Origin of the sequence: Pseudomonas sp. B21-009 (assembly GCF_024749345.1) — a bacterium.
GTDB lineage: Bacteria > Pseudomonadota > Gammaproteobacteria > Pseudomonadales > Pseudomonadaceae > Aquipseudomonas.
The window spans coordinates 5,522,011-5,548,384 of sequence record NZ_CP087199.1; the positions used below are offsets into that span (position 1 = coordinate 5,522,011).

18 protein-coding genes and 1 pseudogene are annotated in these 26,374 nt (G+C 64.7%); 8 read left to right on the plus strand and 11 right to left on the minus strand.

The window, feature by feature from the left end; all coding sequences use genetic code 11:
* Window positions 1–67: 67 nt before the first annotated feature.
* The 11 genes and pseudogenes from LOY34_RS25605 to tagH all read right to left on the minus strand — a co-directional run bounded on the left by LOY34_RS25605 (window position 68) and on the right by tagH (window position 16,075).
* Window positions 68–1,807: an SUMF1/EgtB/PvdO family nonheme iron enzyme gene (locus tag LOY34_RS25605; RefSeq protein WP_195885235.1), complete on the minus strand. Its 1,740-nt coding sequence runs from the start codon at window positions 1,805–1,807 to the stop codon at window positions 68–70.
* Window positions 1,800–3,003 (minus strand): annotated as a pseudogene (locus LOY34_RS25610) (FtsX-like permease family protein). Before LOY34_RS25610 ends, LOY34_RS25605 begins: the two are co-directional and overlap by 8 nt.
* A complete protein-coding gene (locus tag LOY34_RS25615; RefSeq protein WP_309475555.1) occupies window positions 3,003–3,719 on the minus strand; it encodes an ABC transporter ATP-binding protein in 717 nt (238 codons plus the stop codon). Before LOY34_RS25615 ends, LOY34_RS25610 begins: the two are co-directional and overlap by 1 nt.
* The gene (locus LOY34_RS25620; protein WP_195885238.1) at window positions 3,719–6,661 is read right to left on the minus strand and encodes a serine/threonine-protein kinase; all 2,943 of its coding nucleotides are present in this window, start codon (window positions 6,659–6,661) and stop codon (window positions 3,719–3,721) included. The genes LOY34_RS25615 and LOY34_RS25620 overlap by 1 nt, the downstream gene beginning before the upstream one ends.
* An 11-nt stretch (window positions 6,662–6,672) precedes the next feature.
* Window positions 6,673–7,392, minus strand: coding sequence for a PP2C family serine/threonine-protein phosphatase (locus tag LOY34_RS25625; protein WP_093378531.1), 720 nt, complete (start codon window positions 7,390–7,392; stop codon window positions 6,673–6,675).
* Window positions 7,393–8,043 carry a type VI secretion system-associated protein TagF gene (gene tagF / locus LOY34_RS25630; RefSeq protein WP_195885239.1) on the minus strand — a complete coding sequence of 217 codons (651 nt, stop codon included), beginning with the start codon at window positions 8,041–8,043 and terminating at the stop codon, window positions 7,393–7,395. It lies immediately after the preceding gene.
* Window positions 8,043–11,546, minus strand: a complete 3,504-nt coding sequence (tssM, locus tag LOY34_RS25635) for a type VI secretion system membrane subunit TssM (protein ID WP_195885240.1) — start codon at window positions 11,544–11,546, stop codon at window positions 8,043–8,045. The genes tagF and tssM overlap by 1 nt, the downstream gene beginning before the upstream one ends.
* The gene (locus LOY34_RS25640) at window positions 11,543–12,853 is read right to left on the minus strand and encodes a DotU family type VI secretion system protein (protein WP_195885241.1); all 1,311 of its coding nucleotides are present in this window, start codon (window positions 12,851–12,853) and stop codon (window positions 11,543–11,545) included. Before LOY34_RS25640 ends, tssM begins: the two co-directional genes overlap by 4 nt.
* A gap of 6 nt (window positions 12,854–12,859) precedes the next feature.
* Window positions 12,860–14,194, minus strand: a complete 1,335-nt coding sequence (tssK, locus tag LOY34_RS25645; protein ID WP_195885242.1) for a type VI secretion system baseplate subunit TssK — start codon at window positions 14,192–14,194, stop codon at window positions 12,860–12,862.
* Between the two features lie 15 nt (window positions 14,195–14,209).
* A complete protein-coding gene (tssJ, locus tag LOY34_RS25650; RefSeq protein WP_195885243.1) occupies window positions 14,210–14,707 on the minus strand; it encodes a type VI secretion system lipoprotein TssJ in 498 nt (165 codons plus the stop codon).
* Window positions 14,708–14,743: 36 nt separating this feature from the next.
* A complete protein-coding gene (tagH, locus tag LOY34_RS25655; protein ID WP_195885244.1) occupies window positions 14,744–16,075 on the minus strand; it encodes a type VI secretion system-associated FHA domain protein TagH in 1,332 nt (443 codons plus the stop codon).
* A 393-nt stretch (window positions 16,076–16,468) separates the two neighbouring features.
* On the opposite strand from tagH, the gene tssA reads away from it, so the two are divergent.
* The 8 genes from tssA to tssH all read left to right on the plus strand — a co-directional run bounded on the left by tssA (window position 16,469) and on the right by tssH (window position 26,358).
* Complete coding sequence (gene tssA, locus LOY34_RS25660; RefSeq protein ID WP_258664082.1) at window positions 16,469–17,506, plus strand: type VI secretion system protein TssA; 1,038 nt, start codon at window positions 16,469–16,471, stop codon at window positions 17,504–17,506.
* Between the two features lie 95 nt (window positions 17,507–17,601).
* Window positions 17,602–18,117 carry a type VI secretion system contractile sheath small subunit gene (tssB, locus tag LOY34_RS25665; RefSeq protein WP_010221277.1) on the plus strand — a complete coding sequence of 172 codons (516 nt, stop codon included), beginning with the start codon at window positions 17,602–17,604 and terminating at the stop codon, window positions 18,115–18,117.
* Window positions 18,118–18,132: 15 nt separating this feature from the next.
* Window positions 18,133–19,626, plus strand: coding sequence for a type VI secretion system contractile sheath large subunit (tssC, locus tag LOY34_RS25670; RefSeq protein WP_010221276.1), 1,494 nt, complete (start codon window positions 18,133–18,135; stop codon window positions 19,624–19,626).
* 81 nt (window positions 19,627–19,707) lie between these two features.
* Window positions 19,708–20,196: a type VI secretion system tube protein Hcp gene (locus LOY34_RS25675; protein WP_038998241.1), complete on the plus strand. Its 489-nt coding sequence runs from the start codon at window positions 19,708–19,710 to the stop codon at window positions 20,194–20,196.
* A gap of 106 nt (window positions 20,197–20,302) precedes the next feature.
* On the plus strand, window positions 20,303–20,818 hold the full coding sequence (gene tssE / locus LOY34_RS25680) for a type VI secretion system baseplate subunit TssE (RefSeq protein ID WP_093378493.1): 516 nt from the start codon (window positions 20,303–20,305) through the stop codon (window positions 20,816–20,818).
* A complete protein-coding gene (gene tssF, locus LOY34_RS25685; protein ID WP_195885246.1) occupies window positions 20,815–22,674 on the plus strand; it encodes a type VI secretion system baseplate subunit TssF in 1,860 nt (619 codons plus the stop codon). The genes tssE and tssF overlap by 4 nt, the downstream gene beginning before the upstream one ends.
* Entirely contained in the window at window positions 22,638–23,687 is a 1,050-nt protein-coding gene (tssG, locus tag LOY34_RS25690; RefSeq protein ID WP_195885247.1) for a type VI secretion system baseplate subunit TssG, read from the plus strand. Before tssF ends, tssG begins: the two co-directional genes overlap by 37 nt.
* On the plus strand, window positions 23,680–26,358 hold the full coding sequence (tssH, locus tag LOY34_RS25695; RefSeq protein ID WP_195885248.1) for a type VI secretion system ATPase TssH: 2,679 nt from the start codon (window positions 23,680–23,682) through the stop codon (window positions 26,356–26,358). The genes tssG and tssH overlap by 8 nt, the downstream gene beginning before the upstream one ends.
* Window positions 26,359–26,374 lie beyond the last annotated feature (16 nt).

A 26,374-nucleotide genomic window follows, 5' to 3' on the forward strand; every position in this document is an offset into this window, starting at 1 on the left:
TTTGTTTAAACACGCCCGGGACAACCTCATGTCGCCCCGGTCACTACGATGCTCGCTCGACAGCCGCTCAAGGTTGCGGGGCGGCTGATGCGAGCAGTTCTTTCAAAATCGTCGCCGGGTCGGCGCGCCGTTGCTGGCGATAGTCCCCGACATGACGGACGAACAGGGTCGCGCGGCTGAGCAGGCTCTTGCCCAGCACCGGCTTGCGATTGAGCTCTTCCTTGACCCGCTGGAACTGCGCCTGGATCACCGCGTCGGTGTAGCGCGTGCCAGTGGCAAGGTTGTCGATGTAGATCGCCACGGCGCCGTCGAGGGCGCTGCGGCCGTTGTTGATGGCAGCGGCAAACAGCTTGGCGCTGGTCTCGTCACCAGAAGCCTTGGCCTGCTGCTGGGTTTTCTGCAGGTTGGTCAGGCGGATGTTGTAGTTATTGATGGTTTCGGCCACCAGCGCCGCCGACTGGATCAGGTTGCCGGCGGCTTCTTCGCGCTGCTGGGCGATCAGCGAGACGTTGCGCTTGAGCTCTTCGTTGACCAGGCCAAGCTCGGCTTGCAGGCGCGGGTCGACGCTGGCGGCGATGATGCTGTCCAGGCGCTTGGTCGGGTCCTGGGCGTCGTCGATGGCGTCGGTCAGCGCGGCCAGGCGGCCCTCTTTCTGCCATTGTTCGAACAGTTCTTCATAACGCGAACGCGGCGCCGACAGCGCGCCGATGGCGACACGAAAACCTGTGGTCTCGTTGCTTTGCTCGGTGCCATCGGCGCCGAACAGCGGATACTCGCGGCGCATGCCGGTAAACAGCGTGCCCTCGCCTTCAAGGTAGTTACCGCCCTTGACCACAAACCCGCCATAAGCGCCCTGGCGCCGCCCGGCGTGCACCAGCTGGAACGATTCCTGGACCATCTCTGCGGCGTTGCCGAGTACGTCGAACATACCCAGCGGGTTGGCCAGCTTGGTGCCGATCGGGGTCAGGCGCGCGGCCTGGCCGGTGCCGCCGGCGACCTGGTTGAACACCGCCCAGTCGGCCAGCGGGCCGTCACTTTCGCTGCCCTCGAGGCGGCGCGGGAACAGCCGCCCTTCCAGCTCCTGGCGGCTGACGGCGGAGCCGCCACGGGCAGCGAACTCCCACTCCACTTCGGTGGGCAGGCGCACAAAGCCTACACCGCCGTCTTCGGCCTTGTTGCCACGGCCACTGACCGGCAGCAGGTCACGATGGTTCTTCATCAACCAGGCGCTGTACACCGCGGAAAAACGCTCGGCCTCAAAGCGCGACAGTTTGACCTTGGGCAAACGCCCGGCCATGCCACTCGGTGCTTCACAGGCCGGCGCCGGTTCGCCGCTGGCCAGCGACTGGGCCTGGGCCATCACCTGAGCGTACTGGCGGGCGGTGACTTCGTACTTGCCGATGAAGTACATCATCGGCTTCAGCGGGCTGCCGGCGTCGGTCTTCGGCAGACTCGGGCTAATGCGTTTTTTCCAGTCGGCAGACAGGTCCTGGAGGCTGAACTGGCCGTTGATAAAGTCACGGCGATAGCCGGAAATGAACGACTGCTTGTAGCCCGCTTCGCCTTCGCTGAAGGGGTAGCCAAGGTTCACCTCACGGTCGTCCAGGCTGCCCTGGGCCAGCACGTAGACGTGGCGGAAGACCATCTCGCCGTCGCACGGCAGCGGCAGGCTGATGTCGTCGGCCAGTGGCTTGGGATTGTCCAGTTTATTGCTGGCAGGCTTGCTGTCGTCCTCGGCCTGGGCGCAGGACACCAGGCTCAGGGCGGCGACGATCAGCGCCAGGACGGGTAAGCGGCGGTCAAACATCTCGAATTCCTTCACAAGCGTCTATTCGCGCCACGCGCCAGCCCCCCAGGGCGGCAGCGGCCGCGCTGGCCAGCAGCACAGCGAGCAAGGCAACGAGGTAATGCGACGGGAGCAGATGGCTGGCGTACTCGCCGGGCATCTGCATGAACAACTGGTTGAGGCCACTTTCGGCCAGGGCGTACAGCGCCGCGCCGATGACAGCGGCAAACACCCCGCTGTACAACGCCTGCAGCACGACAAATGCAAGCAAGGCAGCGGTGCTGAAACCGAGCAGGCGCAACACCGACAGCTCGCGGCGCTTGCGCTCGACCGCCGCCAGGGCGCCGGCGCAGATCGCCGCAAACGCGCCCGCCACGGCCAGCGCGGCAATGATCCAAAACACCAGGGTCAGGTTGCGGCTCAGCGACTGCACCTGGGCAATCGCCGGGGCCTGGGTCGAGACCAGCAACTGGCGATCGGCAAAAAAAACGCCGCAACGGCTCGACATCGGTAAGGTTGCGCGCATACAGACGGAAGGCCGGATAAACCCGCTGCACCTCACCGGTATGGCGCTCACCTTCCCAGCCGAAAGCGGGCACGGCGCGACCATCACGGTAGTCTTCGGCGGCTTCCAGCAGCGCCAGCGGCGCGAACAAGGCATCGCGCTCGAAGGCTTCCAGCGGCAGCACGGCGACGACCTTCAAGGTGGTGCGCTGGGCCTGGATCTGCCCGGCAAGCTGGCGGCTGAACGAAGCATCGAGCTGATCACCCGCCTTCGCGCCAAGCTTTTCTGCCGCCGTACGGCTGAGGACGATCTGGTCGACCGCACCGGGAACGGCCAGCCCTTGCAGCAACGGGTCGTTAAGTGCACTGGGGATCATCTCGACATTGACCACGACCTTGCGCGCAGCCAGCACCAGGTCGGCGGTCGCGGCAATCTGCCGGGTACGCGGCAAGGCGAAGGCGACGTCGTTACGCGCCGCCAGTTCAGCGACGAAGTCGGCACTGAAACGACCGCCACCCAAGGGGATGACTTCCCGCACGGCCGGGTCGCGCTGCAAACGCTCGGTAAGGCTGCTGACCAGGCCGAATTTCAGACCGAACAGCACCAGCAACGGCGCAATCACCGCCACCAGGGCCAGCACGCTGCAAACGGACAGACGCGCGTCGTTGCGATAGTCCCGCCAGGCCAGGCTTGCGATCAGCATCGGGCGCATTACGGCTGGCCCTCCAACGTGGCGGTGACACCACCGTCGGCATCGCGGCGGCAGACCATGCGCAACACCTGCAAGCCGGCATCACGGGCCAGCGCCTCGTCGTGGGTGGCGATCAGACAGGTCACCTGCCGTGCTTGCGCCTGGCGCAGCAGCAGTTGCATTACCCGTTGGGCATTGAGCGGGTCCAGGGCCGCGGTCGGCTCATCGGCCAGTAGCAGGTCGGGGTTGTGCGCCAGGGCACGGGCACAGCTGACCCGCTGGCGCTGGCCGACCGACAAGGCGCCTGGCTGCTTGTCGAGCTGATCGTCAATCTCCAGTTGCTCGGCCAGGCGCTGCACGCTGCCGTCATTGCCCAGGCCAAGCACCTGGCGCGGCAGGGCAATGTTGCTGCGCACATCGAGAAAGCCGAGCAAGCCCCCCGCTTGCAGCACATAGCCCAGATGCCGGCGGCGCAGGTGCGCCAGGTGCTCCTGGCGTTGTTCACGCCACAGCTGCTGAACGTCGTAGGTGTGCGAGTCGGTGCTGAACACAAAGCGCTCGGCCTGATCGGGCTGCAGCACCAAGGCCAGCAGGTCGAGCAAGGTGCTCTTGCCGCAGCCACTGGGGCCGACCAGCGCCAGCTGCTGACCGGCACGCAGCTCCAGGCGCTCGATCTCCAGGCTGTAGCGCTGGTTGCCGAGGCCGCGGGTTTTGCGCAGCGCGTGCAGGTTGATCATCATGGCAGCGTCGACAACGGCACACGGTACAAGGCGTCACCGGGCTCGGCATTGCCGAAGCGCACCCAGTTGGCCATGTCGTTGTGGAAGGTTTCGTACAGGCGGATCTTCGAATCGAGCTCGTCGATGAAGTCTTCCTGTTCGCCAACGCTGAGCGACAACCACAGGTCCTGGGTCATGCTCAGGGACTTGCTGCGGTACGGCAGGCCCTCCAGGTATTCGCCCAGCACACCGCCTTCGGCGAGGTTGGCGCCTTTGCGCAGGGCGGCCGGGTCGCGGCTCATGTAGGCACTGGCGCTAGCGATTTCCTGGAAGAAATCCTTGGGCGAAGTGCGGGTCTTGCGCGCGGCATCGACGATCAGCTTCAGCGACTGCTGCAGGTCGTTGAGTTGCAGCTTGGTGAGCATCACGCAGACCTGCAGGGTCGGCAGCGCCGGGTTGGTCAGGTCGCGATCGGAGGTCCAGGCGCTGACCAGTTGCGGCGCCTGGCTGGCGCTCTTGCGGCCAAGAAAATCCATGTGCATGGCATAGCCGATGGCGGCGGATTTGTCGGCGATGCTCGGCGAAGCCGCCAGCAGCGGCGCCGGTTGCGCGGTGTTGCTGCGCACCTGGTGGACCAGATCGGCGAAGGTCGAACCGATCTCGCGCACCCGCTCGCCAAACTTGTGCACATCGCCACCGGGTACCGATACATACAGGTCGCCGATCTGCGGGTTGGCATCGGCCGTAAGCACCCGATACTGCTGCTCGGCGTAGGCGTGGTTCTTCTTGCCGGCCTCGGTGCGCAGGTGCAGGGCGTAGATCTTGATCTGCTTGCTCAAGGCCGCCTGGCGCACTTCGGCTTCGTTCATCTGGGTGCTGCTGTAGCGGTCGTTCTTGCGCAGGGAGCCGGCGTCACTGACCAGCAGGATCAGGCGCCCGCCGTAGCCGGACCAGTCCATGCCGTCGACCGCCTGCATGATCCCGGCAAAAGCGTCTTCGTTGAACGAATGGCTGGAGACGTTGGTGGCTTTCACCTGCTCGGCCAGCTTCAAAAAACGCTCGGGATCGCGGCCTTCATCGAGTGTTACCAGGGTCTTGGTCAGGTACTCCAGGGCAGGCGTGCGCGTGGTGTTGTTGCGAAAGCCGACCAGGCCGAAGCTGACGTTGTCCAGCTCGCCACGGCGCGAAATCTGCCCGTGCAGCTCGTGCACCACCTGGCGGACCTGATCGATATAAGGCTGCATCGATACCGAGGTATCCACCACCAGCACCACGGCGGTACGGAAGGCGTCGCCTGAGGTGGCCATGCCGGCGGCTTTCGCTTCGCCGGCGGGTGCGCTGTTGCCCGGGTCGATGGAGGCAACATTGAGCAGCTGCAGCGGCTGGCCGTTTTCGTCGAAGCTCTCGCGCGCCTCGAAGATCGGCATCAGGTAGAACTGCTCTTGGGGCACGGCGCTGGCGCTGGGTTCCAGGGCCATCACTTGCGGCACTTCGTCGGGGTTGTTCTGCGCCTTGAGCAGCTCGGCACGGGCGGCCGAAGTGTCGCCAAGCAAACGCTCAAGCTCATCGGCCTGGCGCAGGAACATCACCGGCGCACGCCCCGAGCGTTCGGTGAACTTCAATACCAGGCTCTGCTTCCAGTCGCTGACCTGGGAGGCCGGCAACCAGCCGTCGCGGCGACCGTCACTGGCGGTGCCGACCTCAAGCCAATGGCTGCCGTTGACGTCCTGGCGCTGGTAGACATAGAGCACGGTAAAGGCCGGCAAGGTATCACTGGGCGTGGCGCCCGGCTGCTTGACGACCTGCGCGCCCGGCCGGCTCAGCACGCGCTGGAACAGAGTTCTCTTGCCGGCCATCAGCAATGGTCGGTCACTGTCGTTGCTCGCAGTCGCAACGGTCGGCGCTACTGGCTCGCGGGCTTGTACCGGCTGCGCCTCCACTACCTGTTCGTCGCCACTGATGGCCCAGTAGCCAATCCCGCCCAGGCCCAGCGCGGCAGCAACGGCGATGGCGAGCAAGGCCGGTGTCGGGCGCTTGCGGGCAGCTGCAGGTGGCGAGGCCTTGGTGACCGGTTCTGGTTTCGGCGCTGGCGGTGCAGGCTCTACGGTTACGGGTGGCACCGGCGCTGCAATCGGCAGCGGCTGGATCAGGGTGCTTTCGGTGTCTTGCACGGGTAGCCGGTCGAGCGCCGCCAGCAAGGTCTCGGCATCGGCAAAGCGCTCGGCCGGGTCCTTGGCCAGCAGGCCACGGAGAATGTCCTGATAGCGGCCGTGCTCGATCGGCAGCTCCGGCAACGGCTCGGTCAAATGCGCCAAGGCCGTCGACAGCGCGTCGTTGCCGCTGTAGGGCAGTTTGCCAACCAGCATCTCGTAAAACACCACGCCCAGGGCATAGAGGTCGGCGCGGCCGTCGATTTCCTGGCCGCGCGCCTGCTCCGGGCTCATGTAGCTGGGGGTGCCGACGGCAAACCCGGCCTGGGTGAACTGGGTGCGGTCATCCAGCGACTTGGCGATGCCGAAGTCCGACAGCACCGCAGTGCCGTCAGCGCGAAAAAGAATGTTGGCCGGTTTCACATCCCGGTGCACCAGGCCCTGGGCATGGGCATAACCCAGCGCCGAAGCGATCTGGCGGATGTACAGCAGGCCCTGCTCCGGCGTGACCCCGGCGGCGATACGCTCCTTGAGCGTACCGTTGGGCAGGTACTCCATGGCCATGTAGTACAGCTCGCCGACATTGCCGATGTCGTGGATGGTCACCGTGTGCGGGTGCGACAAGCGCGCCAGGGTGCGGCCTTCACGCAGGAAGCGCTCGCAGAAGGTCGGGTCGGCAGCCAGCGCCGCGGCCATGACCTTCAAGGCCACCTTGCGCTCCAGCGAGCGCTGGGTGGCAAGGTAGACGGTGGCCATGGCGCCTTCGCCAATCTCGCCGTCGATGTCGTATCCGGGGATCACTTTGTCCATGTGCTTGGTCTTCAACCGGCCTTGATGACGACGGCGGTAATGTTATCGGGGGCGCCCCGGGTCAGGCCCAGGTGCACCAGGCTGCGGACCACCTGGTAGGGGTCGCTGTGGCCCAGCACTTCGCGAATTTCATGGTCTTCGGCGGTCTTGTTCAGACCATCGCTGCACAGCAGATAGGTATCGCCTGGGAGGACCTGCAGGTGCACGGCCTCAAGTTCGAGCTCGGGCTCGACGCCAATTGCCCGGGTGACGATGTTGGCCCGCGGGTGCACCCGCGCTTCGGCCTCGCTGAGCAGGCCGCTGTCCTGCAGTTCCTGCACGTAGCTGTGATCGCGCGAGATACCTTCCAGGCGCCCGTCGCGCAGGCGATACAGGCGGCTGTCCCCTGCCCACAGGCAGATACCCTGGTCAGCGCGCACCGCTAGCAGCACCAGGGTGCTGCCCATCATCGCCACGCCCCGCCGGGCGCTTTCTTCGCGCACTGCCGCGTTGACCGCCGACAGCCGCTGGCGCAACACTTGGGCGAAGTCATTGAGGGACGCCGTGGTCGGCAACTGGCGCAAAGTATCGACGATCAGGCAACTGACGTAGTCGCCCGCCGCATGCCCGCCCATGCCATCGGCAACTGCCCACAGGCCTTCGCTGGCAAGGTCCAGGCAAGCGTCTTCATTGATGCTGCGCACCAGGCCGACATGGCTGTAGCTGGCTGCGGTGTAATGCAAAGCCGTCATCTAGCGCGCCGCCTCACTACCCAAAAGAAAACTGGCGAAATCCTCGCTGTGCGGCAGGCCCGCACAGCGCAGCATTCCCGCCTCGATATGCTCCGAGCCGCGCCCCCACCACAGGCTCATGCCGGCGCAGGCGCTTTCGGCCAAGGCTGCCTGGCGCGCCTGCGAGGTCACCGCTGCAAAGCGTTGCAAGCCGCCCACAACCGGGCTTGAAACAACAGCACTACGAGGGGCATCAATGCCCTGCACTGCTGCATCGAACGCCTCAAAAGCGGCTTGCGGCTCGAGGGTTGCCAGTAACTGGGCTTCACACTGCTCGAACCAGTTATCCGGGCCACTCACCACTGCCGCCAGCGACTCATCCGGCGCCAGAACCTGGGCCAGGATAAGAGGGAAATAGCGCCCTACCCGGTCAATGCTGGGCATCAACACCCCCACTACAGCGTCGGGCCCGCATACTCCCGGGGCCAGAGCGAAGCGCCACAAGGGGCTGACCAGATAGGCCGGCAACCAGCGCTCGGCCAGTTGCTGCTGGCTGGCCACAAGCCCGGCCGCCAGCCACTGGTCCCAGGGCTGGATAAAACTCTGCGGCAAACCGCGACTGACAAAGTCGCCGCGGCTGGCCAGCTTGCCGTAGAAGCCGACGCCCGCCATCACAGCCGCTCCGGCAGGCTGAAGCCGCTGAGCACGCGGCTCTTGAACGGGTTGAAGGCGCTGTTGGCGCGCAGCTCGTACGACACGCTGGCGCCATCGACGCGCAGGCGCAGGCTGAAGCGATCCGGGCCGTTGCCGGCCACCAGGTCGGATTGATCGAGCAAGCGGAACCAGGCCCACGGCCCTTCCAGGGTCAGGCCGGAGCGACCGCTGGCCGATGGCGGCATGATCGACAGGCGCACCACGCCGATGCTGTTGGGGTTTGGCCACTGCATCGCAACCGGGCGGCTCGGGCCGTGGTCATAGCTGATCTGCTGGCCATCGAGGTCGAGCAAGAACTGGGTGACCGAGGCGTCCATGGCCACCGGCTTGAGCTCGAAGCGCACGGTCGGCTGCATGCCGCCCGAGCGGAAGAACGCATCGCGAATCGCCGCCGAACGCTGAAAGGTGTGCAACACGCCAGAGCCAATGCCGAGCTTCTGCGCCGCGCCCGGCTGCCAGCGCCAAGGGTTGGCCGAGGTATCGACATACGGCTGCAGGTACTTGCGAAAGTAGCTGTCCATCACCCCGCCGACACCGAAGAACTGGCCGAAATCGTCCAGCGTGGCATCCCGCGAGCTGCCCGCTGCCAGCGGATAACGACCGCTCAGCGACTGGCGATAAACGTTGACCACTTCGCTGGTCCAGGCGGCGTTCAGTTGATTGCGCACGCCGCCCATCATGGTGTTGGTGGTCGAGTTGACCACCGACTTGACCAGGCCCTGAACTATCGGCGGCTGGCGCTGCGCGGTGAGGCTGACGCGGTTGGCGGCGGCAGTGGCCTGGTTCTTGGCCTCGCCGAGCAGGGCGTCGCCACTGGCACCGACCATGGCACTGACCTGCACGTACAAGGCGTTCATGTCGGTGAGCAGGCCGTCGATGGCCGCCGGCTCGCCCTCGCCTTTGCTGACCAGGCTGGCGAGGTCGGCAAAGTGCGCGGTGACCGGGTCCTGGTCTTGCTGCGCCTGGCGGCTATCGGCCGGAGCATCCTGGCCCAGCAAGTTACCCAGGCGCTGCTTGAGCTGGTCGACACCAGCCTCGCTTGCTTTGGCCTGGGCCGCGGCAAGCGGGTCCTGCTGTTGCAGGTTGGTTTCCTTGGCCACGGCGCTCAGCAGCTTTTTCAGCGGCGAGGTCGGCCCGGAAATCACCCGCAGTACATCGGCGGCCTGGGCCACGCTGGTGATCGGCACAAAGTCGATATCGGCCAGCAGCGCGTCCCAGTGGCGGATGTAGTCGGCGAAATACAAACGGCGCACGTCGGCGGCCAAGCTAGTCACATCACCTTCATCGGCTTGCTCGCGGCCCAGCACCCAACGCTCTTCAGCCAGAGTATTGCTGTGTTGCAGGCTGGTGGCAAGAAACGCCTTGCGATAGCCATCAAGGGTAAACAGCCCGCTCAAGGGTTCACCCAACGGCTTGCCGCTCTTGCGGCTGAACACCAGCGCGGCGTCGCGGCCAGCCGCTTCACTCAGGCGAAAATCGCTGACGCCGTTGGGCAACTGCTGGCGTTTGACCCGGTCATAGACGCGCTGGGCCACCGGCAACTGCTGCAATTGGCGACGCAGGTCTTCGATCAGGTTGGCATCCAGGCGCGCATTCGGCGGACGCTTTTCAAACAGCGCCTGCAGATGCTCGCCCAATGCCGCACGCTGCTCCGGGGCCAGGTCGCGAGGCAGGCTCTGCTCCCAGTCGAGGCTGACCCAGGCCTTGATGAAGTCCGGGTCGTAATGCTCGCCGTCAGCCAGCATCAGGTAGGCCTTGAGGCCTTCGTAGAGAAAGTCCGAACCACCGCCGCTGTGCAGTTGCTCTTCGATACGGGTGACCAGGCGCGGAGCGAACACGGCAATCAGCAACTTGCGGTAGACGCTGGCCGACTCGGCTTCGAGCATGTCGCCCTGGTACAGCCCCAACCCCTCGGCCCAACTGGGCGGATCCTCGGCCAGATGGCGCACGGCATTGAGCAACGGCAGTACCGCCAGTACATCGCGCTGGGCCGGGCTCAAGGTTTGCAGGACTGGCCCCAGCGGCGCGAGCTTACGCTCGACCTGGGCGATGTAAGCCTGGTTTGCGCGATAGCTCAGCGCCCACACGCTGCCGACCAGCACTACCAGGGCAACGCTGGCGGCGAGTGCAGCACGGGCCAGCCATTTGCGCCGGCGCTCGACTTGCGGGTTGACCCCGACCAGCCCGCGCTCGGCAAACGCCACGGCGCTGAACAGTTTTTCAATGAAGTAGCTGCGCCCGGTGCCGCTCTGGCGTGCCAGATGCTGACGGTCCAGGCCCATGCTCTGGGCCATGGCGCCGATCAGGCGATCGATCGGGCTGCCTTCCTGAGTGCCGCTGGTGAAGTACACGCCGCGCAACAGGGCGCGTTCTTCATAGGCATTGGGCTTGAACACGCCGTCGAGAAAGCCCTGCAGGTTGGAGCGCAAGGCAGCGAACTGCTGGACAAAGCCGTAAACCAGATCGCGCCGCGCCGGGTCGCGCTCCTGCTGCAGGCGCTCGACCAGGCGCTCGTTGAGGCGTTGCTCAAGGCCGGCGAACTCGCTGTGGAACTGCGCCAGCGGCCCTTCGACCGACTTGTCGTCGTCCAGGGCAAAGGTCATACCCCACACTTGAGCGCGCTCTTCCTTGCTCAGGGTGTCGAAGAACTCCATGAAACCCGGCACCAGGTCGAGCTTGGTCAGCATCAGGTAAATCGGAAAACGCACGCCCAGCTGGCTGTACAACTCCTGGATACGCGAGCGGATGGCCGCAGCATGGGCAGCACGTTCGGCGTCGCTGCCCAGCAACAGGTCGGACAGGCTGATGGCAATGAAAGCGCCATCGATCGGCCGGCGCGCGCGCTGCTTTTTCAGCAGATCGAGAAAGCCCAGCCAGGCCGCCTTGTCGACCTGGGCGTGGCTGTCCTGGGTGGTATAGCGGCCAGCGGTGTCGAGCAATACCGCCTGGTCGGTAAACCACCAGTCGCAGTTGCGCGTGCCGCCGACGCCGCGAATCGCCCCGGCGCCAAGCTGCGCCGCCAGCGGAAAGTGCAGGCCGGAATTGACCAGCGCCGTGGTCTTGCCCGAGCCCGGCGGGCCGATGATCACGTACCACGGCAGCTCGTACAGGTTGCGCCGCTCATCGCCACCCAGGCGCGCCTTTTTCAGCAGGGCCAGGGCCTCGTCCATGCGCTGGCGCAGGGTTGCCAGTTCTTCGGCGGTGGCCACGCTGGCAGGGTCAGGAGCTGTTTCTGCAGCCAGGCTGCGCATGACTTCTGCCGCCTGGCGGCGGGCCTCGATGAAGCGCCACAGGCGATAGCCGAGCCACACTGCAAACAGCAGGGCAATCAGCGCCCAGCGCCGCCCTGCCGGGATCAGCATGTCCCACAGCGGGCCGACGAACCAGATAATCAGGCTCAGGGCGATCAGGCCCAGCAGCGGAATGACCCAGCGAATGACAAATCCGAAAAACGCCTTCACTCGACCCCCTCCGCCAATACAGTGATTTCAACCCGGCGGTTCTTTGCCCGGCCTTCGGCCGTGTTGTTCGCTGCCAGTGGTTCGGTGTCGCTCAGGCCCTGCGCGGTAAAACGCGCGGGCTGGCCGGTCTTGGCGGCCAGGATCTGCAGCACCTGCTCGGCGCGGGCCTGAGACAGCGCCCAGTTGGACGGGAAGCGCAAGGTCGCGATCGGCCGGTTGTCGCTGTGGCCGGTGATGCGCACCTGGCCCTTGACCTGGCCGATGGCGTCAGCAATGCGCAGCATCAGTGGCTGCAGGCTGTCGTTGATGCTGGTGCTGGCCGAGGCGAACAATTCGTCGCCACGGATGGTCACCACCGAGCGGTCGACGGCGTCTTCGACGCTGACCCGCCCGGCCTTGATATCGCTGGCCAGAAAACCCGCCAGGCGTGGGCGTTCCACCGGCTTGGGCTGGGTCACCGGACGGTCGATGGCCTGCACCGGGATTTCGCCCAGGGCATGAATGTTCTTGAACACAGGCTCCGCGTCGGCGGCGAGCATCATGCGCAGGGCAAACAGCAGAGCCAGAAGCAACGCCAGGGCGATGGCCAGGCCCACCCAGGGCGGGATGAACTGCGACAGCCGATCTCGGCTGACGCTGACCCCGCGCCAGTGCGGCGACAGTTCGCGCTCGAACTCGCCCCGGGCGCTGCGGATAGCGGCGGCAGTGCGTTCGCGCAAGGCTTCGAGCTGGGCGCGGCCACCGTTGATAACCCGGTAACGGCCCTCGAAGCCCAGGCACATGCACAGGTACAGCAACTCCAGCAGGTACAGGCGTTCGCGCGGGCTCTGCAGGCAATGCTCGAGCAGCTGGAAGACCTTCTCGCCCCCCCAGGCTTCGTTGTGCACAGTGATCAGCAGGCTCTGCTTGCCCCAGTCACTGCTGCTGCCCCACGGCGTGCTGAGCACCGCTTCATCGAGCGCAGTGCACAGCGCGTAACGGGCCAGCATGACTTCGTTACGGGCCACACCGGCGGCTTCGGCGCGCTCTTCGAACTGACGCAGATAAGCCAGCAACTGCGCACGCAGGCTGGCCGGGGCCGGATGGGCGATGGTGCTGCGCAAGCGGGTCAGCAAGGCCAGCAACGGCCCGGCAGCGCTTTCCAGCGGGTTGAGGCCCAGCGCCTGGCCGGCGGGCAGCGGCTGCGCCGGCATCGACGGCGCCGCCACAGGCTCCGGCGTACCAGCCTGCGGGCTGCGGCCACCGGGGCGCGGCATGAACTGGGTGCGGTCGTTGGCCGGTGGCGCCGACGGGTCGTTAGGCTGCATTGCGGCTTATCCTCGGATGGCCCAGAAGGCCAGGTTCAGCCCCGGGAACTCGCCTGCGACGTAGAAGGCAAAGCCGCCGGCGTTCTGCAGTTGCTGCCAGTGCTCGCTGCCGCGATCGAGCTCGTAGTAGGTGGAGCCGGCATGGAACGGGATCTGCCGTGGTGCCACCGGCAGCGGCAACAGACCGATGCCCGGCAGTTGCAGGTTGACCAGGTCACGGATGTGCTCGACCGCGCCGATCTTGCTTTGCTGGGCGAAGCGCCCGCGCAGGGTTTCGCTCGGTACGTCGGCACGCACCACGAGAATGAAACTGGCATTGTCGAGCAGGCTGCGGTCGGCAAGCATGGCCACATGAATGCCATAGGCCTTCTCGACAATCGGGATCGGCGTGGCCTTGCTGTCGATCAGCATCGACAGGGCTTCGCGCAGCGCCTGCATGACCGGGGCGAAGCTCGCCGCCAGGTCGTCATGCTGGTACATCGGGAACTCACCCGGGCGGCGGTTGCTGGCACAGAAGGTGGCAAACTCACCGGCCAGGCTGACCAGCTCGCTGTACAGCCGCTCCGGGTGCAACGGGCTCAACTGGCTCAGGTGCTCGACCAGCGGTTGCGCGCGATTGACCAGTTGCAGGAGCATGAAGTCGGCGATCTCCGAAGCACCACCTGCACCGGAGGCCACCACCCGCCCGGCCAGTGCTTCACCGCGTTGATGCAAAAGGCCCAGCAGTTCGCTGCGAAATGCCGACAGGCTTTTGCTCGCCGATACATCCAGCACCGGCGCGATATAGCTGTCATCCAGCACCAGGGCGCGGTCAGCGCGTTTTTCCTTGATACGTACCAGGCCCAGCGCGGCATAGTCGCTCAGGCCTTCTTCGGCGGTGATCAAGCGCAGCGCACGGGAGCCAAGGGCGACCGGGGCGCGGTTCTCGAACGGCGCGTTGTCGTCACGCACTTCGGCCACCCGGCTGACATAACGCGCGCCACCTGCGGCTTCGCCTTCGTCCACGGTATCGCGGGCACCGGCGCGCTTGAGCGGCAAGGCCAGGTACACCAGGCCATCACGCAGGTTGTCGTCGATGTTCAGCGGGCTGGGCGCCAGGTCATCGTGGGGGATGTTGAACGGCGTGCCATCGGGCAGCAGCCCGCGGGCAGAAACGATGGCCAGCTTGCCCTGGGCCAGCAGGCCCTGGTCGACCAGCAGCTCGGAGAAGCCCCAGGCGCCCGCCGACAGCGGCCGGCTGCGGGCATCGATAAGGTTCTCGAGATAACGGTCATGTTGTTGAAAGTGCTGGGTTCCGAGGAACATGCCTTCCGACCAGACCACACGATTGTTCCAGGACATGGCTTCTCCGATCGCCTATTGGGCGGTGCTGGTTGGGGAGGTATGGGCAGCGCTGCGCACAGCGCGAACATCGAGGCTGATCTGGTAGTCCAGCGGCGGCACTGGCAGCAGGCTGCGCCATTGCGCCTGGTCGATTTCGCGGTAGCCGACCACCAGGCCGATCTGGCGCGTCAGCGGGTTCAACGGCCGGTCGAGGCGCACTTGCTCACCGGGCTGCACCAGCACTTCGTCCTGATCGAGCAGGTCGGCGCCCAGGGTCGCCGGGCCGCGTTCGGCCAGGGCAAAATAATCGGCGCGGCTGAAACCTGCGCTGTTCTTCAGTTCGAGAATGCGCACGCGCACAGGCGCGGCCTGGCCGTTGGCGCCCGGGTTGAGCCCGGCGGCGGCACTGAAATACAAGGTGACGCTGGTAGGCCCCGCCACCTCGGGCTGGACCGGTGCTGCGACTTCATCCTTGCTACAACCACTGAGCAGCAGTGTGGTTACCGCTGCCATCAGCATTGTTCGAATCATCCTGCGTCCTCAATGACGTGGCACTTTCCGTTTGTTTCAGGAGCGCTGCAGACGCGCGCCGTGCTCCTCGTAGGCGCGACTGAATTCGCGCCCGAACAGGTCCTGGAAGTCGTCTTCGGCTTCCCGGGAAATCTTGCTGTACAGCTCGGTGAACTGCTGCCAGTACTGCGCCTGGCGCGAACCTGCGAACAGCTTCGACAGCCCTGCCGGTTCGCCGAGCCGCGATTCCAGCTGCGCCGGCTCGAAGCGCCCGAGCAGGTGCTTGATCGCCGCTTCAACACCGGCCATCACTGCCAGCTGATGCGCGCGCAAGTCGTCGAAACTGTCGCGTACCGCCTGGTCCGGCGCCATGAACGCGTGGTTGCCATGGCGCAGCAGCAACAGCAGCGCTTCATCGGCATTGGGCGCGAACTTGAGCGGGTTGTTTTCTGCCGGGCGGATCATCGTCTGCTGCATGCGGAACTCGCCCTTAAGGCTGCTGCGCGCACGCAACACATCGATCAGGCCCTCAACCATCAAGCGATAACTGCGGCCAAGGGCTTCCATCTGCGCCTCGACCTGGGCGCTGTCGATACGCAGATGTTCAAGGCCCGCACCGCGCAGGAACGCCTGGGCCAGCACACTGGAGTCGCCAGCCTGCGCCGAGGCCTCGACAGGCGCGGGCATGGGTGCGGGCATGGCTGGTTCGACAGCTACAACGACAGGCGCGGGCGCCGCCGGCACCGGTTCGGCGAACGGGTCCCAGTCTTCGGGAATCACTCCAGGGCTTGCCGGTACCGGCTCAGGCGTCGACGCTACGGGCGTTGGCGGGCGAAAATCATGCTGCTGGGCAGGCACGTGATCGGCGCGGGTCACCGGCGCAATGCTCGCCGGTGCAAGAAAATCGAACAGGTCCGGCAAGGTGGCATTGCTCGACGCGCCCTGGATCAACGCTGGCGCAACAGCATTTTGGGGGGTCGCAGCGGCACCGGCCTGGTTGGCCATCAGCGCCTCGAAGCTGTTGGCGGCGTCAGCAGCGTGCGGGTTGCCATCGGCAATCTTGAAGCTTGAATCGATCCGTGCCTGGATTTCGTACTCGCCGATACGGATGACTTCGCCATCCATCAACGGCTCACTGTTACCGCGACGCAAGCGAACACCGGCGTGAATTAATTCGACACCATTAGTGCTGTTATCGGTCAGGTAATAACGGCCGTCTTTATATTGAATTACACAATGTTGCGAAGAAACCAGACGCTCCGGATCGGGCAGCACCCAATCATTATCGGGGCCGCGACCAATACTGATGGCACCTGACTCGATGAACTTTTCAGGACATTGACCAGGGGTAATCTTGTGATAACTGGTAATAGTAAGACTCAGCGACATCACGCCTCCTTAGCAACATCCCGAATCGCCTGTGGGCCCGCTGGAGGCCTGCCACACTTGCCACGATTCGCTTCCAATCCCTGAAAAAGTCTACTGAATGTCCGAATTTCGTTCACTTTTCGCTGATGTTTATCAGTTTCAAATGACATCCACCGCTACCCTGACCAACAAGTCAATAAACCTGTACGGCCCAGTATGCAGGTCACGATGGGCCGCTAGCTTACCTTGACAGCCAATTGGAAATAAACCAAAAATGCGCAACTTGCTGAACAGGCGTGATATCACTTTGATATCAACTAAGGACAACTCAGCAAATTATGTGCGCTATGTCACAAAACCAACTAGCACACATTAGCCACCCCCACCACGGGACGATACGGAGATCGATATCTGGTGAACTCAGCGCATTTGCTCGCTGCCGTTTCGGAAAACTTTCCTTGCGGCGACGACCTTGAATACGACCCGGACTTCCTGCAATTGGAGCGTGATGCCCAAGGCCGGCCCGAGCGTGTCATGGGCGATGCCATCCAGCCTGCCGAACCTCCGCAGTGGCGGCAGATCGAACAGTCCTGCACCGCCCTGCTGCAACGCAGCAAAGACCTTCGCGTCACTCATTTCCTCTTGCAAAGTGCCCTCGCCCTGCACGGCATTGCCGGCCTGGCCAGCACTCTGCAACTGATCAACGAGCTGTTGCGCCAGTACTGGCCGCAGGTCCATCCGCAGCTCGACGCCGATGACGACAACGACCCGACAGTGCGTATCAATGCCCTCGCCGGTCTGGTCTGCGAGACCAACATCGCCCTGCTGCGCGAAAGCCTGCTGACCCGCTCCCGCGCCTTCGGCCCGGTCAGCCTGCGCGCAGCCCTGCACGCCAGCGGTTTGCAGTACTTTGCCAGCGAGACGCTCAACGCCGACGAACTCGGCGGCGCTCTGCGCGACAGCGAAGGCGAGCAACTGCAGGCCACCCGCGAGGCGCTACAGCAAGCCCGCGAGGCCGCCGAGGCAATCGAGCAGTACGTCAACGAGCAGGTCGGATCGGCCAGCGGAGTTGACCTGAGCGCGCTCAAGCAGCCGCTGCGCCAGGCCGCGCAGATTCTTGCCGAACATGCGCCGGCCAGCGAGCAGGCCGCCAACGACGCCAGCGAAACCAGCAGCGCTGCCACCAGTTCGACGCCAGAGGCCGAGGCCGAGGCCGCGCCCGCGCCCGCCGTCGCCCGCATTTCGGCCGATATCGCCAGCCGCGATGAAGTGCTGCGCAGCCTTGACCGAATTCTCAAGTACTACGCCCGACACGAGCCCTCAAGCCCGCTGCCGGTGCTGCTCAACCGCGCGAAAAATCTGGTCAATGCCGATTTTGCCGCGATCGTCCGCGACCTGATCCCCGATGGGTTGTCGCAGTTCGAAACCCTGCGCGGACCTGAGGCTGACTGAGGCCTGCGGGCCAGACCCAACGCACATAAGCAACACCGTTACCGGCAACGATCGATGACGCCAATACCGTCGCACCTGCGACCAGGAGGAACAACGTGGCGAACCCCAGTTCTCAGAAATTCATTGCGCGCAATCGCGCGCCGCGGGTGCAGATCGAGTATGACGTCGAGCTCTACGGCGCCGAAAAGAAGGTCCAGCTGCCTTTCGTCATGGGCGTCATGGCCGACCTCGCGGGCAAGCCTGCCGAGCCGCTGGCCCCGGTCGCCGAGCGCAAGTTCCTGGAAATCGACGTCGACAACTTCGACTCGCGCCTCAAGGCCATGCAGCCACGGGTGGCGTTCCACGTACCCAACGAGCTGACCGGCGAAGGCAACCTGAGCCTGGATATCACCTTCGAGAGCATGGACGACTTCAGCCCTGCCGCCGTGGCGCGCAAGGTCGATTCGCTGAACCAGTTGCTCGAAGCGCGGACCCAGCTGGCCAACCTGCTGACCTACATGGACGGCAAGACCGGCGCCGAAGAAATCATCATGAAAGCCATCAAGGATCCGGCCCTGCTCCAGGCCTTGGCCAGCGCGCCAAAGCCCCAGGATGCCGAGCCGAACGCTTAATCAGGACAAAGCCTCATGACCGATCCGATGCGTGATACCCAGGCCCAGCCAGCGGCCACCGAGCAAGCCAGCGAGTTCGCTTCGCTGCTGCTGCAAGAATTCAAACCCAAGACCGAGCGCGCCCGCGAGGCCGTCGAAACTGCGGTGCGCACCCTGGCCGAACAGGCCCTGGCGCAAACCGACCTGGTGTCCAATGACGCGATCAAGTCGATCGAATCGATCATTGCCGCCATCGACGCCAAGCTCACCGCCCAGGTCAACCAGGTGATCCACCACCCCGAGTTCCAGAAACTGGAAAGCGCCTGGCGTGGCCTGCACTACCTGGTCAACAACACCGAGAGCGACGAGCAGCTGAAAATCCGCGTGCTCAACATCTCCAAGCCCGACCTGCACAAGACCCTGAAGAAATTCAAGGGCACGGCCTGGGACCAGAGCCCGCTGTTCAAGAAAATGTACGAAGAAGAGTACGGCCAGTTCGGCGGCGAGCCGTATGGTTGCCTGGTCGGCGACTACTACTTCGACCAGTCGCCACCGGACGTCGAGCTGCTCGGCGAGCTGTCCAAGGTGTGTGCCGCCATGCACTCGCCGTTCATCGCTGCGGCCTCGCCGACCGTGATGGGCATGGGCTCGTGGCAGGAGCTGTCGAACCCGCGCGACCTGACCAAAATCTTCACCACCCCGGAGTACGCCGGCTGGCGCTCGCTGCGTGAATCGGAAGACTCGCGCTACATCGGCCTGACCATGCCGCGCTTCCTGGCGCGCCTGCCGTATGGCGCCAAGACCGACCCGGTGGAAGCCTTCGCCTTCGAAGAAGACACCGACGGCGCCGACAGCGCCAAGTACACCTGGGCCAACGCCGCCTATGCCATGGCAGTGAACATCAACCGTTCGTTCAAGTACTACGGCTGGTGCTCGCGGATTCGCGGCGTCGAGTCCGGTGGCGAGGTGCAGAACCTGCCAGCGCACACCTTCCCCACCGATGACGGTGGCGTGGACATGAAGTGCCCGACTGAGATCGCCATCTCCGACCGCCGTGAAGCGGAACTGGCGAAGAACGGTTTCATGCCGCTGTTGCACAAGAAGAACACCGACTTCGCCGCTTTCATTGGCGCCCAGTCGCTGCAAAAGCCTGCCGAGTACGACGACCCGGACGCCACCGCCAACGCCAACCTGGCCGCGCGCCTGCCGTACCTGTTCGCCACCTGCCGCTTCGCTCACTACCTGAAGTGCATCGTGCGCGACAAGATCGGCTCGTTCAAAGAGAAGGACGAGATGCAGCGCTGGCTGCAGGACTGGATCCTCAACTACGTCGATGGCGATCCGGCCCACTCCACCGAAACCACCAAGGCCCAGCACCCACTGGCAGCTGCCGAAGTGGTGGTCGAAGAAGTCGAAGGCAACCCGGGTTACTACAACTCGCGTTTCTACCTGCGCCCGCACTACCAGCTCGAAGGGCTGACCGTGTCGCTGCGCCTGGTATCGAAGTTGCCGTCGGCCAAGGGCGCCTGAGCCCAGGCTCGCTAGAACGCCCCGTGCTGCGGGGCGTGCACTGAAAAAATAATGTGGTAGATGCCACACTCTGGAGACAACATGGCAGTTGATATTTTCATCAAGATTGGCGACATCAAGGGCGAGTCCATGGACAAGGCCCACAAGGACGAAATCGATGTGCTGAACTGGAGCTGGGGCATGGCCCAGTCCGGCAACATGCACATGGGTGGTGGCGGCGGCGCCGGCAAGGTCAACATCCAGGACCTGTCGCTGACCAAGTACGTCGACAAATCCAGCCCCAACCTGATGATGCACTGCTCCAGCGGCAAGCACATCGACAAGGTCAAGCTGACCGTGCGCAAGGCCGGTGGCGAGAGCCAGGTCGAGTACCTGATCATCAACCTCGAAGAAGTGCTGATCAGCTCGCTGAGCACCGGTGGCTCGGGCGGCGATGACCGCCTGACCGAAAACGTCACCCTGAACTTCGGCAAAGTCACGGTCGATTACCAGCCGCAGAAAGCTGACGGCACCAAAGACGGCGGCCCGGTCAAGTACGGCTGGAACGTGCGCCAGAACGTCAAGATCTGATGCGTTTCGCCCTCTTCGCGGGGCAAACCCGCTCCCACCCTGTAGGAGCGGGCTTGCCCCGCGATAGGGATAACGCACTCACGCATATCACCACCGGAGCCGCCCCTTGGTAGCCGAAATCGCTGCACGTGACCGTCTGCAGCCTTCGCTGCTCGATCGTCTGACCGACGACGAGCCCGGCAACCTGCAAGAAGCCAACGACAAGCGCGTGCTTTCGCTGAGCCAGCTCAAGGCCTCGGTACTGCGCGACCTCACCTGGCTGCTCAATACCACTTCACTGCTCGATGCGGCCGCCACCCTCAACACCCCGGCCGGCACTTCGGTGGTCAACTACGGCCTGCCGGCACTGGCCGGTAACAGCGCCTCGAACATTGATATCAGCGCACTGGAGAGCATCATTTACCAGGCCATCGCCACCTTCGAACCACGCATCCTGCGCAGCAGCCTGCGGGTGCGCGCCCAGGTCGCACCGGGGGAGATGAACAACAACGCCCTGAGTTTCGAGATCGAAGGCGACCTGTGGGCCCAGCCGGCGGCACTGCCGTTGCTGCTGCGTACCGACCTTGACCTGGAATCCGGGCATGTCCGGGTGGCCCCCGCCGAGCGCCGGAGACGTCCATGAACCCGCGCCTGCTCGAGCTGTACAACCAGGAACTGCAACACATCCGCGAAAGCGCGGCAGAATTTTCCAGGGAATACCCAAAGATCGCCGGGCGCCTGACCCTGTCCGGTATCGATTGCGCCGACCCCTATGTCGAGCGCCTGCTTGAAGGTTTTGCCTACCTGACCGCACGGGTGCAACTCAAGCTCGATGCCGAGTACCCGACCTTCACCCACAACCTGCTGGAGATCGCCTACCCGCACTACCTGGCGCCGACGCCGTCGATGACGGTGGTGCAGATGCAGGCCGATCCAGATGAAGGTTCGCTAAGTGCCGGCTTCACCCTGCCGCGTGGCAGCGTGCTGCGCGCCACCCTTGGTCGCGACTCGCAAACGCCTTGCGAGTTTCGTAGTGCTCATGCCGTTACCCTGTGGCCGCTGCAAGTCGCCCAGGCGGAATACTTCGGCAACCCGGCAGCCCGCCTCGGGCGCCTGGCCGCCAGCGAACCGAAGGCCCGCGCCGGCTTGCGCATTACCTTGCGCACCGGCGCCGAGCTCCCGTTCAACAGCCTCGACCTGAGCAGCTTGCCGCTGTACCTGAACGGCGCCGACGAGTTGCCGTTCAGGCTCTACGAGCAACTGCTGGGCAACACCTGCGCAGTTTTCGCGCGCCAGCCGGGCAGCGACTGGGTCGAGCGCATTCCCACCTCGGCCCTGCGCCCTTGCGGCTTCGATGACCGCGAGGCGGCGCTACCGGTGGTGCCGCAGGCATTCCAGGGTTACCGCCTGCTGCAGGAGTACTTCGCCCTGCCGCAGCGTTTTCTGTTCGTAGAATTTGCCGAACTGGGTCGCGCAGTAAAGCGTTGCGATGGTCAGGAGCTGGAGCTGATCGTGCTGTTCGAGCGCTACGACCAGAGCCTGGAAGGCAGCGTCGGCGCCGAGCAGTTCGTGCCCTTCTGCACCCCGGCGATCAACCTGTTTGCGCGCCGGGTCGACCGTATCCACCTCAATGACCGGGTCAACGAACATCACGTGATTGCCGACCGCACCCGGCCAACGGATTTCGAGATCCACTCGTTGAGCAGCGTTACCGGCCACGGCACCGGCCCCGACCAGGCTTTCCTGCCCTTCTATGCCGTACGCGACCCGTCGCGATACGGCCGTGACCAGGCCTATTACATCGTCCGCCGCGAGCCGCGCATGCTTTCCAGCGAGCAGCGCCGCAACGGTACCCGCTCGACCTACATGGGCAGCGAAACCTTCATCAGCCTGGTCGATGGCCAACAGGCGCCTTACCGCCACGACCTGCGACAACTGGGGGTCAGTGCCCTGTGCACCAACCGCGACCTGGCGCTGTTCATGAACGTCGGCGATGGCCGCAGTGATTTCACCCTGGCCGACAGCGCGCCGGTGGCCGCCATTCGCTGCCTGGCCGGGCCAAGCCGGCCACGGGCCAGCCATGCCCATGACAACAAGGCCTGGCGTCTGATCAGCCAGTTGTCGCTGAACTACCTGTCGCTGACCGAGCAAGGCCAGGGCGCCGCCGCCCTGCGCGAGTTGCTGCGCCTGTACGGCGACAGCCACGACGCCGCCCTGCAGCTGCAGATCGACGGCCTGCGCGAGGTCAGCAGCAAAGCCTGCACGCGACGCCTGCCGATGCCGGGGCCGATCGTCTTTGGCCGTGGCCTGGAGATCACCCTGGAATTCGACGAAAACGCCTTTCGCGGCACTGGCGTGTTCCTGCTCGGTGCGGTGTTCGAGCGCTTCCTGGCACGTTACGTGTCGATCAACAGCTTTACCGAGACGGTGCTCCGTACCACCGAACGCGGCGAGATCATGCGATGGAAAGCCAAGCCCGGACGCCGTCCGACCCTGTGAACATCCTCAGCGAAATGCAGGCCGAACCCTGGAACTACGATTTCTTCCAGGCCCTGCGCCGGCTGCAATGCGAGTCGCCGCAGCTGCCACGCTTCGGCCATTCGCTGCACCTGGCCGATGATCCGGTGCGCCTTGGCCAGCAGCTCGACTGTGCGTTTGCGCCGGCCACCCTGGCGGCGCTGACGCCTGCCAGTGATCAGGGCCCGGCGCGCCTGGAGCAGTTCTTCTTTGGCCTCGGCGGCCCCAACGGCCCCTTGCCGCTGCACCTGACCGAGTACATGCGCGAGCGCCAGCGCAACAATGCCGACAGCACCAGCAAGCGCTTTCTCGATGTCTTTCATCACCGTCTGTTGAGCCTGTTCTACCGGGCCTGGGCCGAAGCGCGGCCGACGGTCAGCCATGACCGGCCCGATGACGACTACTGGGCCGCCCGCCTGGCCGCCCTGAGCGGGCGCGGCACCCCGGCGCTGCGTGATCAGGGCCCGTTGCCGGATACCGCCAAGTTGCACTACAGCGGCCACCTCGCCGCCCAGACCCGCTATCCGGATGGCCTGCGCGGTATTCTCGGGGCCTACTTCGGCGTGCCGGTAAGCATCGAGGAATACGTTGGCCAGTGGCTGCAACTGCCTGAACGCAGCCGCCTGGGCGCGAGCGCCAATCAGCTGGGCATGGATGTGTGCCTGGGCAGCCATGTCTGGGACCGCCAGCACAAGTTCCGCATCTGCCTGGGGCCGCTGAGCCTGGAGCAATACCTGTCGCTATTGCCCGATGGCAGTGCCTTCGCCGAGCTGGTGGCCTGGGTCGCCGAGCACCAGGGGCACGAGCTGGACTGGGACCTGCAACTGATTCTGCAGCAGGACGAAATACCCGCCCTGCAACTCAACACTGGCCGACGCCTGGGTTTCGATACCTGGCTCGGCCGCCCGCAACACGATGCCAGCGACCTGACACTGGCTCGGTACTACGCCGAGACGCGCGCATCGCAATCCACAAGGAGTCCGGAACATGGGTGAAATCAGTCGCGCCGCGCTGTTCGGCAAGCTCAACAGCGTCGCTTACAAGGCCATCGAGGCCGCCACGGTGTTCTGCAAACTGCGGGGCAACCCCTATGTGGAACTGGCCCACTGGTTTCATCAGTTGCTGCAACTGCAGGACTCGGACCTGCACCGCATCATTCGCCAGTTCAACCTGGAGCCAGCACGCCTGGCCCGCGAACTGACCGAGGCCCTGGACCGCCTGCCGCGCGGCTCGACCTCGATCACCGACCTGTCGTCCCACGTCGAAGAGGCGGTGGAGCGTGGCTGGGTGTATGGCAGCCTGATGTTCGGCGAAAGCCAGGTGCGCACCGGTTACCTGGTGCTCGGCATCCTCAAGACTCCGAGCCTGCGCAATGCCCTGCTCGGCCTGTCGTCGGAGTTTGCCAAGATCAAGGTCGAAGCCCTCAGCGAGCGCTTTGACGAGTACGTCGGCGACTCACCGGAAAACGCCCTGGGCGCCAGCGACGGTTTCAATGCCGGCGCCGTGCCGGGCGAAGCCAGCGGCGCCATGGCCCCCAGCGCCCTGGGCAAGCAGGAAGCGCTCAAGCGCTTTACCGTCGACCTCACCGAGCAGGCGCGCAGCGGCAAGCTCGACCCGATCGTTGGTCGCGACGAAGAGATTCGCCAACTGGTGGATATCCTCATGCGTCGCCGACAGAACAACCCGATCCTCACCGGTGAAGCCGGGGTGGGCAAAACCGCGGTGGTTGAAGGCTTTGCCCTGCGCATCGTTGCCGGCGATGTTCCGCCATCACTCAAGGACGTCGAATTGCGCAGCCTGGATGTCGGCCTGCTACAGGCCGGGGCGAGCATGAAAGGCGAGTTCGAACAGCGCCTGCGCCAGGTCATCGAGGACGTTCAGGCCTCGCCGAAACCGATCATTCTGTTCATCGACGAAGCCCACACCCTGGTCGGTGCCGGTGGTGCCGCCGGCACCGGCGATGCTGCCAACCTGCTCAAGCCCGCGCTGGCCCGTGGCAGCTTGCGCACCGTGGCCGCCACCACCTGGGCCGAGTACAAGAAGCACATCGAGAAAGACCCGGCCCTGACCCGGCGTTTTCAGGTGGTGCAAGTCGCCGAGCCGAGCGAAGACAAGGCACTGCTGATGATGCGCGGCGTGGCCTCGACCATGGAGCAGCACCATCAGGTGCAGATCCTCGATGAAGCCCTGGAAGCCTCGGTCAAGCTCTCCCACCGCTACATCCCGGCGCGGCAACTGCCCGACAAGTCCGTCAGCCTGCTCGACACCGCCTGCGCCCGCGTCGCCATCAGCCTGCATGCGGTACCGGCCGAGGTCGACGACAGCCGTCGACGCATCGAGGCACTGCAAACCGAGCTGCAGATCATCGCCCGCGAGCAGGCCATCGGTATCGCCATCGGCAATCGCCAGCAACAGTCTGAAACCTTGCTGGCCACCGAGCGCGAGCGCCTGGCCGAACTGGAAAGCCGCTGGGCCGAAGAGAAGGCCCTGGTCGACGAGCTGCTGGCCACCCGCGCGCAGCTGCGCGAAAACGTTGGGGTGGTCGACCGCGACACCGGCAGCGAAAAGAGCCATGAGCTGCGCGAAAAACTCATCGAGCTGCAGCAGCGCCTGAGCGCCCTGCAAGGTGAAACCCCGCTGATCCTGCCAACCGTCGACTATCAGGCGGTGGCCTCGGTGGTTGCCGACTGGACCGGCATCCCGGTTGGACGCATGGCCCGCAACGAGCTCGAGACCGTGCTCAAGCTCGACCAGCACCTGGCCAAGCGCATCATTGGCCAGGACCATGCGCTGCAGATGATCGCCAAGCGTATTCAGACCTCCCGCGCCGGCCTCGACAACCCCAACAAACCAATCGGCGTGTTCATGCTCGCCGGCACCTCCGGGGTAGGCAAGACCGAAACCGCCCTGGCCCTGGCCGAAGCCATGTACGGCGGTGAGCAGAACGTCATCACCATCAACATGAGCGAGTTCCAGGAAGCCCATACCGTCTCGACCCTCAAGGGCGCCCCGCCCGGCTATGTCGGTTATGGCGAAGGCGGCGTGCTGACCGAAGCGGTGCGGCGCAAGCCCTACAGCGTGGTGCTGCTCGACGAGGTGGAAAAAGCCCACCCGGACGTGCACGAAATTTTCTTCCAGGTGTTCGACAAGGGCGTGATGGAAGACGGTGAAGGCCGGGTGATCGACTTCAAGAACACCTTGATCCTGCTCACCACCAACGCCGGTACCGAGCTGATTTCCCGGGAGTGCAAAGACCCGCAGAACATCCCTGAACCCGAGGCCATCGCCAGCGCCCTGCGCCAACCGCTGCTGGAAATCTTCCCGCCGGCGCTGCTCGGCCGCCTGGTGACCATCCCCTACTACCCGCTCAGCGACGAGATGCTCAAGGCCATCACCCGCCTGCAGCTCGAACGCATCCGCAAGCGCGTGCAAGGCACCCACAAAGTGGCCTTCGACTACGACGACGAAGTGGTCGACTTGATCGTTTCGCGCTGCAGCGAGACCGAGAGCGGCGGGCGGATGATCGACGCGATCCTGACCAACAGCCTGCTGCCGGACATGAGCCGCGAGTTCCTCACCCGCATGCTCGAAGGCAAGGCCCTGGCCGGGGTGCGCATCAGCCGCCGCGACAACGACCTGCACTACCACTTCAGCGACGCGCCGTGATGGCGCGTTTGACGAG

Bases quoted from the DNA above. Each gene is read 5' to 3' on its own strand.
- LOY34_RS25625 (WP_093378531.1), bottom strand. From the start codon at position 7,392: ATGACGGCTTTGCATTACACCGCAGCCAGCTACAGCCATGTCGGCCTG.
- LOY34_RS25615 (WP_309475555.1), bottom strand. From the start codon at position 3,719: ATGATCAACCTGCACGCGCTGCGCAAAACCCGCGGCCTCGGCAACCAG.
- LOY34_RS25605 (WP_195885235.1), bottom strand. From the start codon at position 1,807: ATGTTTGACCGCCGCTTACCCGTCCTGGCGCTGATCGTCGCCGCCCTG.
- tssF (WP_195885246.1), top strand. From the start codon at position 20,815: ATGAACCCGCGCCTGCTCGAGCTGTACAACCAGGAACTGCAACACATC.
- LOY34_RS25620 (WP_195885238.1), bottom strand. From the start codon at position 6,661: ATGGACAAAGTGATCCCCGGATACGACATCGACGGCGAGATTGGCGAA.
- tagH (WP_195885244.1), bottom strand. From the start codon at position 16,075: ATGTCGCTGAGTCTTACTATTACCAGTTATCACAAGATTACCCCTGGT.
- tagF (WP_195885239.1), bottom strand. From the start codon at position 8,043: ATGGCGGGCGTCGGCTTCTACGGCAAGCTGGCCAGCCGCGGCGACTTT.
- LOY34_RS25640 (WP_195885241.1), bottom strand. From the start codon at position 12,853: ATGCAGCCTAACGACCCGTCGGCGCCACCGGCCAACGACCGCACCCAG.
- tssH (WP_195885248.1), top strand. From the start codon at position 23,680: ATGGGTGAAATCAGTCGCGCCGCGCTGTTCGGCAAGCTCAACAGCGTC.
- tssK (WP_195885242.1), bottom strand. From the start codon at position 14,194: ATGTCCTGGAACAATCGTGTGGTCTGGTCGGAAGGCATGTTCCTCGGA.
- tssJ (WP_195885243.1), bottom strand. From the start codon at position 14,707: ATGATTCGAACAATGCTGATGGCAGCGGTAACCACACTGCTGCTCAGT.
- tssC (WP_010221276.1), top strand. From the start codon at position 18,133: ATGACCGATCCGATGCGTGATACCCAGGCCCAGCCAGCGGCCACCGAG.
- tssG (WP_195885247.1), top strand. From the start codon at position 22,638: ATGGAAAGCCAAGCCCGGACGCCGTCCGACCCTGTGAACATCCTCAGC.
- LOY34_RS25675 (WP_038998241.1), top strand. From the start codon at position 19,708: ATGGCAGTTGATATTTTCATCAAGATTGGCGACATCAAGGGCGAGTCC.